A 13,375-nucleotide genomic window follows, 5' to 3' on the forward strand; every position below is an offset into this window, starting at 1 on the left:
ATCCGACGCCGGCTTCCCTGTGCAGCTTAGTTGTGGGCGTGGAGGGCTTCGTTCAGCTCAATGGCTGTTTTATTGGTCTTGCACTCGACGGCGCCGTTCTGCGAGTTGCGACGGAACAGCAGGTCGGGCTGGCCGGCCAGGTCGCGGGCCTTGACCACTTTCACCAGGGCGTTCTGGTCGTCCAGCAGGGCGACCTTGGTGCCGGCGGTGATGTACAGGCCGGCTTCGACGATGTTGCGGTCGCCCAGCGGGATGCCGATGCCGGCGTTGGCGCCGATCAGGCAGCCTTCACCCACGGAGATGACGATATTGCCGCCACCGGAGAGGGTGCCCATGGTGGAGCAGCCGCCGCCCAGGTCGGAGCCCTTGCCGACGAAGACGCCTGCGGAGACGCGGCCTTCGATCATGCCCGGGCCTTCGGTGCCGGCGTTGAAGTTGACGAAGCCTTCGTGCATCACGGTGGTGCCTTCACCGATGTAGGCGCCCAGGCGCACGCGGGCGCTGTCGGCGATGCGCACGCCGGCGGGGACGACGTAGTCGGTCATTTTCGGGAACTTGTCCACGGAGAAGACTTCCAGCAGGTTGCCCTTCAGGCGGGCTTCCAGTTGGCGCTCGGCCAGTTCGGCCAGGTCCACGGCGCCTTCGCTGGTCCAGGCCACGTTGGGCAGCAGCGGGAAGATGCCGGTGAGGTTCAGGCCGTGGGGCTTGACCAGGCGGTGGGAGAGCAGGTGCAGCTTGAGGTAGGCCTCGGGGGTGGAGGTCAGCGCGGCATCTTCGGCCAGCAGGGTGGCGACCAGCGGCTTGTGGCTCTCGGCCAGGCGGGTCAGCAGGGCGGCCTGGGTGGTGTCGATCTCTTTCAGGGCGCTGGCCAGGTCAGCGGCCTGGGCGTTGCTGAGGGTGATGGCCTGGTTGCCGCCGGTGTAGCCGAGCAGCGGGGCCACGGCGGCGACCAGCGCTTCGGTGGGCTTGAGCAGCGGCTGTGCGTAGAAGACTTCCAGCCAGTTGCCCTGGCGGTTCTGGGTGCCAACGCCGAAGGCGATGCTGAAGAGTGCGTGAGACATGGACATTCCTCGTTCTGAAAGGGTGGTTCGGACGCCCGCTGCCGGTCGCGTGCCTGGCGGTCGGATGTCCGTTCGGTGTTCGGGGTTACTTGAGCGCGGCGGCGTAGAGGTCCGGCTTGAAGCCGACCAGGGTGCGGTCACCGAGGTCGAGCACCGGGCGCTTGATCATCGAGGGTTGGGCCAGCATCAGGTCGATGGCCTTGGCCTGGTCGAGGTCGGCCTTCTGCGCGTCGTCGAGCTTGCGGAAGGTGGTGCCGGCGCGGTTAAGCACGGTTTCCCAGCCGTGTTCGTCGCACCATTTCTTCAGGCTGGCGCGGTCGATGGCGGCGGTCTTGTAGTCGTGGAAGGCGTAGCTCACGCCCTGCTCGTCGAGCCAGGTGCGGGCTTTCTTCATGGTGTCGCAGGCCTTGATGCCATAGAGGGTAATGGTCATTGAGCAGCTCGGTTCGCGGTGGGCCATGGGGCGCGCGGCGAGGAGCCGCGCGGCGTCGGTCGGCGATTATGCCACGCCCGACGCCGCGTGGGAGCGTGCTACAGGAGCAGCGTAGCGGCGCCCAAGACGGCCAGGGCGAGTCCCAGCAGGCGCAACAGGGCGGGGCGCGAGGCGAGCTGCTCGGTCGGTGCCAGGCGCACCAGCGGGTAGCGCCCGTAGAACCGCGCCAGCACGGCGCCGGCCTGGGCCGGGCGCAGCAGCAGGTAGAGCGCCAGGGCCAGGAGCAGCGCGGCGAGGATCAGTCTGAGTGCAAGGTCCATGCAGCCTCCTTCACAGCGCCCAGCGGGTGACGTTGTGGGACACGCTGATGTCGACGCCGCCGTAGTCGGTGGAGACGGTGGTGGGGATCAGCGGGCCGTTGGGGATCTTGATGCCGCCGCCGATCTTGACGCCGGCACCGGCTTCCACGGAGACGCCGCCCATGTAGCCGTAGCCCTCGAAGCTGTCGGATGACTTGCTGTCGTCGTCGGTGAAACGGAAGGTGCTGGAGGTGGCGCGGAAGGCGGGCAGGCCAACGCCGATGCCGGCCATGTAGATGGTGTAGAGCGAGGTGCGGTTGTTGCTGGTGTCGCGAACCTTGGCGTTGAAGACGCCGCCGCCGATGATGACGTGGCCGACGGCGCCGCCGACGGTGATGGTGACTTCGAAGACTTTCATGCTGACTCCCGTTCCATGGTGGCCGCTCCCGGCGTCTGCCGGGGCTGCTTGCCCACCCGTCCCTGGATGAGCGCTCGGATAGTCGGGGCGCGGGCGCCTGGAGGCAAGCCCGGATGTCCCGCTTTGTGACACCGGCCCGGTTGATGACCGGGCGGTCGGGTCAGAGGCTGCGGACGAAGCGGCGGATACGTTCGGCGGCTTCGGCGCACTCGGCCAGCGGGGCGACCAGGGCCATGCGCACGCGGCCGGCACCCGGGTTGATGCCATTCACTTCACGGGAGAGGTAGGAGCCGGGCACCACGGTGACGTGCTCGCGGGCGAAGAGTTCGCGGGTGAAGGTCGTGTCGTCCACCGGGGTCTTGGCCCAGAGGTAGAAGCCACCATCCGGGCGCTGCACGTCGAGCACGCCACCGAGGATGTCGAGCACGGCGTCGTACTTCTCGCGGTACAGGTCGCGGTTGGCGCGCACGTGGGCCTCGTCGTTCCAGGCGGCGACGCTGGCCAGTTGGGTCTGCACGGGCATGGCGCAACCGTGGTAGGTGCGGTACAGCAGGAAGGCCTTGAGGATGGCGGCGTCACCGGCGACGAAGCCGGAGCGCAGGCCCGGCAGGTTGGAGCGCTTGGACAGGCTGTGGAACACCACGCAGCGGGCAAAGTCGCTGCGGCCCAGCTCGGCGCAGGCGGTGAGCAGGCCGGCCGGCGGGTTGGCTTCGTCGAAGTACAGCTCGCTGTAGCACTCGTCGGCAGCGATGACGAAGTCGTGTTCGTCGGCCAGGGCGATCAGCTTCTTCAGTTGCTCCACCGGCACCAGCGCGCCAGTGGGGTTGCCCGGGGAGCAGAGGAAGAGGATCTGGCAGCGCTTCCACACCTCGACCGGTACGGCGTCGAAGTCGGGGTTGAAGCCGTTTTCCGCTTCGCAGGGCAGGTAGTGGGGTTCGGCGCCGGCCAGCAGGGCTGCGCCTTCGTAGATCTGATAGAAGGGGTTCGGGCTGACCACCAGGCCGTTGTCGGCGCGGTTGACCACGGCCTGGGTGAAGGCGAACAGCGCTTCGCGGGTGCCGTTGACCGGCAGTACGTGGCGCGCGGCATCGAGCCAGCCGGCTGGCACCTTGAAGCGGCGCTCGCACCAGGCGGCAATGGCTTCGCGCAGGGCGGGGATGCCCAGGGTGGTGGGGTAGACGGCGAGCTGGTCGAGGTTGTCGGCCAGGGCCTTGGCGACGAAGTCCGGCGAGCGGTGCTTGGGCTCGCCGATGGAGAGGGCGATGGGTGCGCGGTCGGCCGGGGGCTGGGCGCCGGCGAGCAGGGCGCGGAGCTTTTCGAAGGGGTAGGGCTGCAGCTGGTTCAGGGCGTCGTTCATGTGTGGTTCCTGGTGGTGCGGTCGGGCGCGTCAGATGCTGATGCGGCCGAGCTGGGCGTTCTGGCCACTGGCCTCGGAGAGCTGGGAGACGATGGCCGCCTGCAGGCGCTGGCAGAGCTCGGGGTCGGACAGTGGCTGGTTGTCGGCATCGGTGATGAAGAAGACGTCCTCTACCCGCTCGCCGAGGGTGGCGATCTTGGCGTTCTGCAGCGACAGGTCGAAGTCGAGGAAGATGCGTCCGATGCGCGCCAGCAGGCCTGGGCGGTCGGGGGCGATCACTTCCAGCACGGTCACCGGACGCTGGGCGTCGTTGGAGATGGTGACCTCCGGCGGGAAGGCGAAGTGCTTGAGCTGGCGCGGGACGCGGCGCTGGATGATGGCCGGGTACTCGTCGGGGTTCTTCAGGGCGTCGATCAGACCCTCGCGGATTTCCTGGATGCGTGCCGGGTCGTTGCCGATGGAGCCGCCGGCGGTGTCCAGCACGATGTAGGTGTCGAGGGTGAACTGGCTGGTGGAGGTGATGATCCGCGCGTCGTGGATGTTCAGGTTGAGCTGGCTCATCGCCGCCACGGTCACGGCGAAGAAGTCGTGCTGGTCGGGGGCGTAGATGAAGATCTGGGTGGCACCTTCGAACTCGCGCTGGGCGGTTTCCTTGATCAGCACCAGCGGGTCGTTGCCGTCCGGGTGCTGGAGGATGGCTTCGGTGTGCCAGGCCACGTCGCTGGCGGTGTGGCGCAGGAAGTAGTCGTCGCCGAGCTGGGCCCAGAGCTGTTCGGCGTCGTCCTGGTCGATGCCGTTGCGCACGAGGATGTCGATGGCGGCGACCTGGGTCTGACGGATCTGTTCTTCGCGGTCCAGCGGGTTTTCCAGGCCGCGGCGCAGGGCGCGCTTGGTCTCGGTGTAGAGCTGGCGCAGCAGGCTGGCGCGCCAGGAGTTCCACAGGCTCGGGTTGGTGGCGTTGATGTCGGCCACGGTGAGCACGTAGAGGTAGTCGAGGTGCGTCTGGTCGCCCACCAGGCGGGCGAAGTCGAGGATCACCTGCGGGTCGGAGAGGTCCTTGCGCTGGGCGGTGGTGGACATCACCAGGTGGTTCTGCACCAGCCAGGCCACCAGGCGCGAGTCCCAGGCCGGCAGCTGGTGGCGGGCGCAGAAGGCCTCGGCGTCGATGGCGCCCAGTTCGGAGTGGTCACCGCCGCGGCCCTTGCCGATGTCGTGGTAGAGCCCGGCGATGTAGATCAGCTCGGGCTTGGGCAGCTTGTCGATGACCTTGCTGGCGAGGGGGAACTTCTCCGCCAGCTCCGGCCACTTGAGCTTGCGCAGGTGCTTGATGAGGTTGAGGGTGTGGGCGTCGACCGTATAGATGTGGAAGAGGTCGTGCTGCATCTGCCCGATGATGTGGCCGAACTCGGGCAGGTAGCGCCCGAGGATGCCGTAGCGGTTCATGCGGCGCAGGTTGCGGTGGATGCCCTGGGGGGACTTGCACAGCTCGATGAACAGGCTGGTGTTGCGGATGTCGCTGCGGAAGTCGTCGTCGATCAGGTGGCGGCTGTCACGCAGCAGCCGGATGGTATCGGCGCGCACGCCCTTGATCTCCGGGTGCTGGGCCATCAGCACGAAGATCTCCAGCAGGGCGAAGGGGGTGCGCTTGAAGACGTTGGGGTGGGCCACTTCGATGTAGCCGTCACGCAGTTGGAAGCGGCTGTTGAGCGGCTGGGCGACCGTGTTCTCGCCGCTGCGCAGGATGACCTCTTCGAAGTGCTGGTTGATCAGGTCGCTGAGCTCGGCGACGGCCATGACCACGCGATAGTACTTCTGCATGAAGTGTTCGATAGCCTGCTTGGCGTCGCTGCCGTGAAAGCCGAGCAGGCCGGCGAGCTTGCGCTGGTGGTCGAACAGCAGGCGGTCTTCGGCGCGGCCGGCGAGCATGTGCAGGGCGTAGCGGACCTTCCAGAGGAACTCCTGGCTGGAGGCGAGCATGCTGCATTCGCTCTCCACGAGGAATCCTTCCTTGGCCAGAGCGTGCAGGTTGAGGCTGCCGAACTGGCGGCGGGCGACCCAGAGGATGGTCTGGATGTCACGCAGGCCGCCGGGGGAGCCCTTCACGTTGGGCTCGAGGTTGTACTCGGTGTCGTTGTACTTGGCGTGGCGGGCCTTCTGCTCCTGGCGCTTTGCTAGGAAGAAGTCCTTGCTGGCCCACATCCGCTCCGAGCTGGTGACCTCCTGCATGCGCCGGCGCAGAGATTCCGGCCCGGCAATGGTGCGGCTTTCCATCAGGTTGGTGACGACGGTGAGGTCGGCACGGGCCTCTTCGGCGCATTCGTTGACGGAGCGCACACTCTGGCCGACTTCCAGGCCGATGTCCCAGAGCAGGGTGAGGAAGCCTTCGATCGGTTCGCGGAAGGTCTCGTGGTCGGCGCTGTCCAGCAGGATCAGCAGGTCGATGTCGGAGTAGGGGTGCAGTTCGCCCCGGCCGTAGCCGCCGACCGCCAGCAAGGCGATGTCGGCGTCTTCGCTCCAGTCGAAGCGTGCCCAGGCCTCACGCAGGATCTGGTCGACGAACCAGGCGCGGTCCTCGACCAGGCGGCGGATGTCCCGGCCGCTGGCGAAACGGGCGTCGAGTACATCCTTGGCCTGGCGGATGGCCTTCTTGAACGCGGCGATGGGGCTGGACTTCAGCGCCAGTTCGGCCTGGAACTGGCCGCGGTCGAAAAGCTCGGGATCAACCTGCGGCATCTACGGCCTTCCTTATATGGAGGAAACGATCAGGGGGCGGTGCGCGGCAGGGTGTCGTCGCTGCGCAGGGTGAGGATCTCGTAGCCGTCGGCGGTCACCAGGATGGTGTGCTCCCATTGGGCGGAGAGCTTGCGGTCCTTGGTGATGGCGGTCCAGCCGTCGCCCAGTACCTTGGTCTCGGGGCGGCCCTGGTTGATCATCGGTTCGATGGTGAAGGTCATACCTTCCTTCAGCTCCATGCCGGTGCCGGCACGGCCGTAGTGCAGCACCTGGGGCTCTTCGTGGAACACGGCGCCGATGCCATGGCCGCAGAACTCGCGGACCACCGAGAAACCGTTCTTCTCGGCGTGCTTCTGGATCACCTCGCCGATGTCGCCCAGGCGGCAGCCCGGCTTGACCAGTTCGATGGCCTTGTACATGCATTCCTGGGTCACCTGGGACAGGCGCTCGGCCCAGACCGGCACCTTGCCGACGTGGAACATGCGGCTGGTGTCACCGTGGTAGCCGTCCTTGATGACGGTCACGTCGATGTTCAGGGTGTCGCCATCCTTCAGCGGCTTCTCGTTGGGGATGCCGTGGCAGACGACGTGGTTGATGGAGGTGCAGATGGACTTGGGGAAGCCCTTGTAGTTCAGCGGGGCGGGAATCGCCTGCTGGACGTTGACGATGTAGTCGTGGCAGATGCGGTCGAGCTCTTCGGTGGTCACCCCGGGCTTGACGTGCTCGCCGATCATCTCCAGCACTTCGGCGGCCAGGCGGCCTGCCACGCGCATTTTCTCGATTTCGTCGGCGGTCTTGATGGTGACGGTCATGGCGGTTCTCAGGCGTATCCGTATGAAGGCGGCAATCTTATCAGCTTCGAGCGGCAAGCCAGAAGCCGCGAGGGCGCGGCGTGCCCCGTCCGGCTTGCCGGTTCCATGTAGCTTGCTGCCACTTTTTATGCTATAAAACGCGCCGCTTTACGGGCAGTGGTGCCCGCAAGGCTCAAACCCACACACGTATCGACACGGTCTCCTGGGTGCCCGCAAGGGTTGGATATCGGGATACGTGGAGGCCTAACCCGACTTATCGAGGAATTGAGATGTCCCAAGTCAACATGCGCGACATGCTGAAGGCCGGTGTGCACTTCGGCCACCAGACCCGTTACTGGAACCCGAAAATGGGCAAGTACATTTTCGGCGCGCGCAACAAGATCCACATCATCAACCTGGAAAAAACCCTGCCGATGTTCAACGAGGCCCTGTCCTTCGTTGAGAAGCTGGCTGCAGGCAAGAACAAGATCCTGTTCGTCGGCACCAAGCGTTCCGCTGGCAAGATCGTCCGCGAAGAAGCTGCTCGTTGCGGCTCCCCGTACGTCGATCACCGCTGGCTGGGCGGCATGCTGACCAACTACAAGACCATCCGTCAGTCCATCAAGCGCCTGCGCGACCTGGAAACCCAGGCCCAGGACGGCACCTTCGCCAAGCTGACCAAGAAAGAAGCCCTGATGCGCACTCGCGACCTCGAGAAGCTCGAGCGCAGCCTGGGTGGTATCAAGGACATGGGCGGTCTGCCGGATGCTCTGTTCGTGATCGACGTCGACCACGAGCGCATCGCCATCACCGAAGCCAACAAGCTGGGCATTCCGGTCATCGGCGTTGTCGATACCAACAGCAGCCCGGAAGGCGTTGACTACGTCATCCCCGGTAACGACGATGCCATTCGCGCCGTTCAGCTGTACCTGGCTGCCATGGCCGACGCCGTTATTCGCGGTCGTCAGAACGCTGCTGGCGGTCCGGACGAGTTCGTCGAGGAAGCGGCTTCCGAGGCAGCCGAAGGCTGATTTCGGAGCGCTCCAGCGTTACCCGGTGCGCAGGAAGGGGGCTAGGCCCCCTTTTTGCCACCTCACAGAATTGTCTGCCCGGGTTGCCGGGCTGAATGGTTGAAAACCTATTCAAGAGGATTGCGACATGGCAGAGATTACTGCAGCCCTGGTGAAAGAACTGCGCGAGCGCACCGGCCTGGGCATGATGGATTGCAAGAAGGCCCTGACCGCCGCTGGTGGTGACATCGAGAAGGCCATCGACGACATGCGCGCCGCTGGCGCCATCAAGGCCGCCAAGAAGTCCGGCAACATCGCTGCCGAAGGCTCCATCGCGGTCAAGATCGCTGACGACAACAAGGCTGCCGTCATCATCGAAGTCAACTCCCAGACCGACTTCCTGGCTCTGCAGGACGACTTCAAGGCTTTCGTTGCCGCCTCCGTCGAGCAAGCCTTCAACGAGAAGCTGACCGACGCTGCTCCGCTGGTCGCCTCCCGTGAAGACGCCCGCCTGGCCCTGGTTGCCAAGACCGGCGAGAACGTCAATATCCGCCGCCTGGCCCGTGTCGAGGGTGACATCGTCGGTGCCTACCTGCACGGCCACCGCATCGGTGTTCTGGTGAGCCTGAAGGGCGGCAACGTCGAGCTGGCCAAAGACATCGCCATGCACGTCGCTGCTAGCAACCCGCAGTTCCTGAACGCCTCCGAGGTTTCCGAAGAAGCCATCGCCAAGGAAAAGGAAATCTTCCTGGCCCTGAATGCCGACAAGATTGCCGGCAAGCCGGAGAACATCGTGGAGAACATGGTCAAAGGCCGTATCTCCAAGTTCCTGGCCGAGGCCAGCCTGGTCGAGCAGCCGTTCGTCAAGGACCCGGAAGTCAAGGTCGGCGAGCTGGCCAAGAAAGCCGGTGCTGAAATCGTTTCCTTCGTTCGCTTCGAAGTGGGCGAGGGCATCGAGAAGGTGGAAGTGGACTTCGCTGCTGAAGTAGCTGCCCAGGTCGCTGCCACCCAGCAATAAGACGGCCTCGGCTGTCGCCCCGCAAGAGGCTGCCCGCTCACGCGCGCGGCCTCTTCGTCAAACTGGGGAACCCATTTGGGGCAGGTTCCGTGGCGTGCGCCTGGCGTTCGCCATCGGCACGGCCAGTGCCGTGCCCCGCGTACCGGGCCTTTGGCCCATGAATTCGAAAAACGCCGCAGGAGAGACTCGTAATGGCTCAGCAGGTGAGTGGTCGTCAACCTCGCTATAAACGCATTCTGCTCAAACTCAGCGGCGAAGCGCTGATGGGGTCCGAGGAGTTCGGTATCGATCCGAAAGTCCTGGACCGCATGGCGCTGGAGATCGGTCAACTGGTCGGCATCGGTGTCCAGGTCGGCCTGGTGATCGGTGGTGGCAACCTGTTCCGTGGCGCGGCCCTCAGTGCGGCCGGCATGGACCGGGTGACCGGCGACCACATGGGCATGCTGGCCACCGTGATGAACGGCCTGGCCATGCGCGATGCCCTGGAGCGCTCCAACATTCCCGCGCTGGTGATGTCGGCCATCTCCATGGTTGGCGTGACTGATCACTACGACCGCCGCAAGGCGATGCGCCACCTCAAGAGTGGTGAAGTGGTGATCTTCTCCGCCGGCACCGGCAACCCCTTCTTCACCACTGACTCGGCTGCCTGCCTGCGGGCCATCGAGATCGATGCCGACGTCGTGCTGAAGGCGACCAAGGTGGATGGCGTGTACACTGCCGATCCCTTCAAGGACCCCAATGCCGAGAAGTTCGAGCGCCTGACCTACGACGAGGTGCTGGATCGCAAGCTGGGGGTGATGGACCTGACCGCCATCTGCCTGTGCCGTGACCAGCAGATGCCGCTGCGGGTCTTCAATATGAACAAGCCCGGTGCCCTGCTGAATATCGTGGTGGGCGGTGCCGAAGGAACCCTGATCGAGGAGGGCGAACAATGATCAACGAGATCAAGAAGGACGCGCAGGAGCGCATGAAGAAAACCCTGGAGGCCCTGGATCACGCCTTCGCCAAGATCCGCACCGGCCGTGCTCACCCGAGCATCCTGGACAGCGTGATGGTCTCCTACTACGGCGCCGATACTCCTCTGCGCCAGGTCGCCAACGTAGTGGCCGAGGACTCCCGCACCCTGGCCCTGACCGTGTTCGACAAGAGCATGATCCAGGCGGTCGAGAAGGCCATCATGACCTCCGACCTGGGCCTGAATCCGGCTACCGCCGGCACCACCATTCGCGTTCCGATGCCGGCCCTGACCGAGGAAACCCGCAAGGGTTACACCAAGCAGGCCCGCGCCGAAGCCGAGAACTCCCGCGTGGCCGTGCGCAACATCCGTCGTGATGCGCTCGCTCAGCTGAAGGACCTGGTGAAGGAAAAGGAAATCAGCGAAGACGAAGAGCGTCGTGCTGCTGATGAGGTCCAGAAGCTCACCGACAAGTACGTTGGCGAGATCGACAAGGCCCTGGAGGCCAAAGAAGCCGACCTGATGGCGGTCTGACGGCGTTCTGAAATGGAAAAGAAAGGCGTTTCTCCAGCGGTCCCGCGGCATGTGGCGATCATCATGGATGGCAACAATCGCTGGGCCAAGAAGCGCCTGCTCCCCGGCGTCGCCGGCCACAAGGCCGGCGTCGACGCGGTCCGTGCGGTCATTGAGGTCTGCGCGGATGCAGGGGTGGATGTGCTCACCCTGTTCGCCTTCTCCAGTGAGAACTGGCAGCGGCCGGCCGACGAGGTCAGCGCGCTCATGGAGCTGTTCCTCGGCGCCCTGCGGCGCGAGGCGCGGCGGCTCAATGACAACGGCATCCGTCTGCGTATCATCGGCGACCGTTCCCGTTTCCACCCCGAGCTGCAGGCCGCCATGCGCGAGGCCGAACTGCTGACGGCGGGGCACAATCGTTTCACCTTGCAGATCGCCGCCAACTACGGCGGGCAGTGGGATATCACCCAGGCTGCGCAACGGCTGGCGCGCGAAGTCCAGGCCGGCCACCTCCAGGTGGACGAGATCACGCCCGGGCTCCTGCAGAACTGCCTGGCCACGGGTGACCTGCCGCTCCCCGACCTGTGCATCCGCACCGGTGGTGAGCATCGCATCAGTAATTTCCTGCTCTGGCAGCTGGCATACGCCGAGCTTTATTTTTCCGATCTGTTCTGGCCCGACTTCAAGCATGACGCCATGCGCAAGGCTCTGGCGGACTTCGCGACGCGCCAGCGCCGCTTCGGCAAGACCAGTGAACAAATAGAGGCCGAGGCCCGTCCCTGATGCTCAAGCAACGAATCATCACCGCTCTGGTGCTGCTGCCGCTCGCCCTTGGTGGCTTCTTCCTCCTGGATGGAGCGGCCTTTGCGCTGTTCATCGGTGCCGTGGTGACGCTTGGAGCTTGGGAGTGGGCGCGCCTGGCAGGGCATGAGTCCCAGGGCGTCCGTATCGGCTATGCCGCTGTCGTCGCCGTGGCGCTGCTGGCCCTTTATCAATTGCCGGCGTTGGCGCCGCTGGTCCTGCTGCTGGGCGTGCTCTGGTGGGGGGCTGCCACCGTCCTGGTGCTGGGCTATCCCGAAAGCAGTCGGCATTGGCGGGCCCAGGCCAGCAAGTGGGTGATCGGTCTGCTGATCCTGCTGCCGGCCTGGCAAGGGCTGGTGCTGTTCAAGCAGTGGCCGCTGGCTAATCTGCTCATCCTGGCAGTCATGGTGCTGGTCTGGGCGGCTGACATCGGTGCCTACTTCTCCGGCAAGACCTTCGGCAAGCGCAAGCTGGCTCCCGCGGTGAGTCCCGGCAAGAGTTGGGAAGGGCTGATCGGCGGGCTCATCACCTGCCTCGTCATCACTCTGTGTGTCGGTCTCTACCGCGGTTGGTCCACCGGTGAGCTCGTGCTGGGGTTGCTGGGCGCGGCCGTGGTGGTGCTTATCTCGGTGGTAGGTGATCTGACCGAGAGCATGTTCAAGCGCCAGTCCGGCATCAAGGACAGCAGCAGCCTGCTGCCCGGTCATGGCGGTGTGCTGGATCGCATAGACAGTCTGACCGCCGCTATCCCTGTGTTCGCCACCCTGTTGTGGGCCGCGGGTTGGGGCGCATTGTGAGCCGTCCTCTGCGCGTTTCGGTGCTGGGGGCCACGGGCTCCATCGGGCTCAGCACCCTGGATGTGATTGCTCGCCACCCTTTGCGTTATGAAGTCTTCGCTATCAGCGGCTTTTCCCGCCTGGCTGAACTGCAAACCCTGTGCATGCGCCATCGGCCACGTTTCGCGGTGGTGCCGGATGCGCCAGCAGCGCGCGTCCTGCAGGAGGCGCTGGTGGTTGCCGGTCTCGGGACCCAGGTGTTGTCGGGAGAGGCGGGGCTATGTGAAGTCGCCGCACATCCGGACGTGGATACGGTAATGGCCGCCATCGTCGGCGCGGCCGGGTTGCGTCCGACCCTGGCAGCGGTCGAAGCGGGCAAGCGTGTCCTGCTGGCCAACAAGGAAGCGTTGGTGATGTCCGGTGCCCTGTTCATCCAGGCAGTGCGCCGCCATGGTGCAGTGCTGCTGCCGATCGACAGTGAGCACAATGCGATCTTCCAGTGCCTGCCCGGAGACTATGGGCGTGGCCTGGCGCAGGTCGGCGTACGGCGCATCCTGCTCACGGCCTCTGGAGGGCCTTTCCGCGAGACGCCTCTGGAAGCGCTGGACAATGTCACGCCGGAGCAGGCGTGCGCTCATCCCAACTGGTCCATGGGGCGGAAGATCTCTGTCGATTCGGCCAGCATGATGAACAAGGGGTTGGAGTTGATCGAGGCCTGCTGGCTGTTCGATGCGGCACCTTCCCAGGTCGAGGTGGTGATCCACCCGCAGAGCGTCATTCATTCCCTGGTCGACTATGTCGATGGTTCAGTGCTGGCGCAGCTCGGTAACCCCGACATGCGGACGCCGATAGCCCATGCGCTTGCCTGGCCGGAGCGGGTGGATTCCGGTGTCGCGCCGCTCGATCTTTTCCGCGTCGGTCGGCTCGATTTCCAGGAGCCCGATGAGGGGCGTTTTCCCTGCCTGCGCCTGGCTCGTCAGGCGGCCGAGGCGGGTGGCAGTGCACCGGCCATGCTCAATGCTGCCAACGAAGTTGCCGTTGCGGCATTCCTTGAGCGGCGGATTCGCTTCACCGAGATCGCGAGTATCATCGACCAGGTGCTGAACCGAGAGGCGGCGCTGGCGGTCGAATCGCTCGACGCCGTGGTCGAGGCGGACGCTCGCGCCCGTGCAGCGGCTCAGCAATGGCTGGTTCGGAACGGGCGTTGAGC

General features: G+C 65.2%; 14 protein-coding genes. 7 read left to right on the top strand and 7 right to left on the bottom strand.

The window, feature by feature from the left end:
* Positions 1-26: 26 nt before the first annotated feature.
* The 7 genes from dapD to map all read right to left on the bottom strand — a co-directional run bounded on the left by dapD (position 27) and on the right by map (position 7,125).
* On the bottom strand, positions 27-1,061 hold the full coding sequence (gene dapD / locus A7D27_RS05830) for a 2,3,4,5-tetrahydropyridine-2,6-dicarboxylate N-succinyltransferase (protein ID WP_069562133.1): 1,035 nt from the start codon (positions 1,059-1,061) through the stop codon (positions 27-29).
* Positions 1,062-1,146: 85 nt separating this feature from the next.
* Complete coding sequence (locus A7D27_RS05835) at positions 1,147-1,494, bottom strand: ArsC family reductase (protein ID WP_069562134.1); 348 nt, start codon at positions 1,492-1,494, stop codon at positions 1,147-1,149.
* A gap of 98 nt (positions 1,495-1,592) precedes the next feature.
* Positions 1,593-1,814: a hypothetical protein gene (locus tag A7D27_RS05840; RefSeq protein WP_069564357.1), complete on the bottom strand. Its 222-nt coding sequence runs from the start codon at positions 1,812-1,814 to the stop codon at positions 1,593-1,595.
* A 10-nt stretch (positions 1,815-1,824) separates the two neighbouring features.
* Positions 1,825-2,211, bottom strand: coding sequence for a hypothetical protein (locus A7D27_RS05845; RefSeq protein WP_069564358.1), 387 nt, complete (start codon positions 2,209-2,211; stop codon positions 1,825-1,827).
* Between the two features lie 160 nt (positions 2,212-2,371).
* Positions 2,372-3,568 carry a succinyldiaminopimelate transaminase gene (gene dapC / locus A7D27_RS05850; RefSeq protein WP_069564359.1) on the bottom strand — a complete coding sequence of 399 codons (1,197 nt, stop codon included), beginning with the start codon at positions 3,566-3,568 and terminating at the stop codon, positions 2,372-2,374.
* Positions 3,569-3,598: 30 nt separating this feature from the next.
* Positions 3,599-6,301, bottom strand: coding sequence for a [protein-PII] uridylyltransferase (locus A7D27_RS05855; protein WP_069564360.1), 2,703 nt, complete (start codon positions 6,299-6,301; stop codon positions 3,599-3,601).
* Between the two features lie 29 nt (positions 6,302-6,330).
* Positions 6,331-7,125: a type I methionyl aminopeptidase gene (map, locus tag A7D27_RS05860; RefSeq protein WP_256557148.1), complete on the bottom strand. Its 795-nt coding sequence runs from the start codon at positions 7,123-7,125 to the stop codon at positions 6,331-6,333.
* A 257-nt stretch (positions 7,126-7,382) separates the two neighbouring features.
* Between map and rpsB the strand changes: the two genes are divergently transcribed.
* The 7 genes from rpsB (at position 7,383) to ispC (ending at position 13,373) form a co-directional block, all read left to right on the top strand.
* Positions 7,383-8,123, top strand: coding sequence for a 30S ribosomal protein S2 (gene rpsB / locus A7D27_RS05865; protein ID WP_044414387.1), 741 nt, complete (start codon positions 7,383-7,385; stop codon positions 8,121-8,123).
* A gap of 127 nt (positions 8,124-8,250) precedes the next feature.
* A complete protein-coding gene (gene tsf / locus A7D27_RS05870) occupies positions 8,251-9,120 on the top strand; it encodes a translation elongation factor Ts (protein WP_069562141.1) in 870 nt (289 codons plus the stop codon).
* A 191-nt stretch (positions 9,121-9,311) separates the two neighbouring features.
* Complete coding sequence (gene pyrH, locus A7D27_RS05875) at positions 9,312-10,055, top strand: UMP kinase (protein WP_044414381.1); 744 nt, start codon at positions 9,312-9,314, stop codon at positions 10,053-10,055.
* Positions 10,052-10,609 carry a ribosome recycling factor gene (gene frr / locus A7D27_RS05880; RefSeq protein ID WP_044414379.1) on the top strand — a complete coding sequence of 186 codons (558 nt, stop codon included), beginning with the start codon at positions 10,052-10,054 and terminating at the stop codon, positions 10,607-10,609. Before pyrH ends, frr begins: the two co-directional genes overlap by 4 nt.
* A 12-nt stretch (positions 10,610-10,621) precedes the next feature.
* Positions 10,622-11,371 (top strand): polyprenyl diphosphate synthase, encoded by a 750-nt coding sequence (gene uppS / locus A7D27_RS05885; RefSeq protein ID WP_044414376.1) that lies wholly within the window; start codon positions 10,622-10,624, stop codon positions 11,369-11,371.
* A complete protein-coding gene (locus tag A7D27_RS05890) occupies positions 11,371-12,186 on the top strand; it encodes a phosphatidate cytidylyltransferase (protein WP_069564361.1) in 816 nt (271 codons plus the stop codon). The genes uppS and A7D27_RS05890 overlap by 1 nt, the downstream gene beginning before the upstream one ends.
* Entirely contained in the window at positions 12,183-13,373 is a 1,191-nt protein-coding gene (gene ispC / locus A7D27_RS05895; protein WP_069564378.1) for a 1-deoxy-D-xylulose-5-phosphate reductoisomerase, read from the top strand. The genes A7D27_RS05890 and ispC overlap by 4 nt, the downstream gene beginning before the upstream one ends.
* The last annotated feature ends 2 nt before the right edge of the window (positions 13,374-13,375 follow it).

The organism is Pseudomonas sp. 1D4 (assembly GCF_001728925.1).
Lineage (GTDB): Bacteria > Pseudomonadota > Gammaproteobacteria > Pseudomonadales > Pseudomonadaceae > Metapseudomonas > Metapseudomonas otitidis.

What these genes read in the sequence shown, in the direction of transcription:
- A7D27_RS05835 (WP_069562134.1), bottom strand. Translation starts at nt 1,494, where the DNA reads ATGACCATTACCCTCTATGGCATCAAGGCCTGCGACACCATGAAGAAA.
- rpsB (WP_044414387.1), top strand. Translation starts at nt 7,383, where the DNA reads ATGTCCCAAGTCAACATGCGCGACATGCTGAAGGCCGGTGTGCACTTC.
- dapC (WP_069564359.1), bottom strand. Translation starts at nt 3,568, where the DNA reads ATGAACGACGCCCTGAACCAGCTGCAGCCCTACCCCTTCGAAAAGCTC.
- uppS (WP_044414376.1), top strand. Translation starts at nt 10,622, where the DNA reads ATGGAAAAGAAAGGCGTTTCTCCAGCGGTCCCGCGGCATGTGGCGATC.
- dapD (WP_069562133.1), bottom strand. Translation starts at nt 1,061, where the DNA reads ATGTCTCACGCACTCTTCAGCATCGCCTTCGGCGTTGGCACCCAGAAC.
- A7D27_RS05890 (WP_069564361.1), top strand. Translation starts at nt 11,371, where the DNA reads ATGCTCAAGCAACGAATCATCACCGCTCTGGTGCTGCTGCCGCTCGCC.
- A7D27_RS05855 (WP_069564360.1), bottom strand. Translation starts at nt 6,301, where the DNA reads ATGCCGCAGGTTGATCCCGAGCTTTTCGACCGCGGCCAGTTCCAGGCC.
- A7D27_RS05845 (WP_069564358.1), bottom strand. Translation starts at nt 2,211, where the DNA reads ATGAAAGTCTTCGAAGTCACCATCACCGTCGGCGGCGCCGTCGGCCAC.
- pyrH (WP_044414381.1), top strand. Translation starts at nt 9,312, where the DNA reads ATGGCTCAGCAGGTGAGTGGTCGTCAACCTCGCTATAAACGCATTCTG.
- A7D27_RS05840 (WP_069564357.1), bottom strand. Translation starts at nt 1,814, where the DNA reads ATGGACCTTGCACTCAGACTGATCCTCGCCGCGCTGCTCCTGGCCCTG.
- frr (WP_044414379.1), top strand. Translation starts at nt 10,052, where the DNA reads ATGATCAACGAGATCAAGAAGGACGCGCAGGAGCGCATGAAGAAAACC.
- tsf (WP_069562141.1), top strand. Translation starts at nt 8,251, where the DNA reads ATGGCAGAGATTACTGCAGCCCTGGTGAAAGAACTGCGCGAGCGCACC.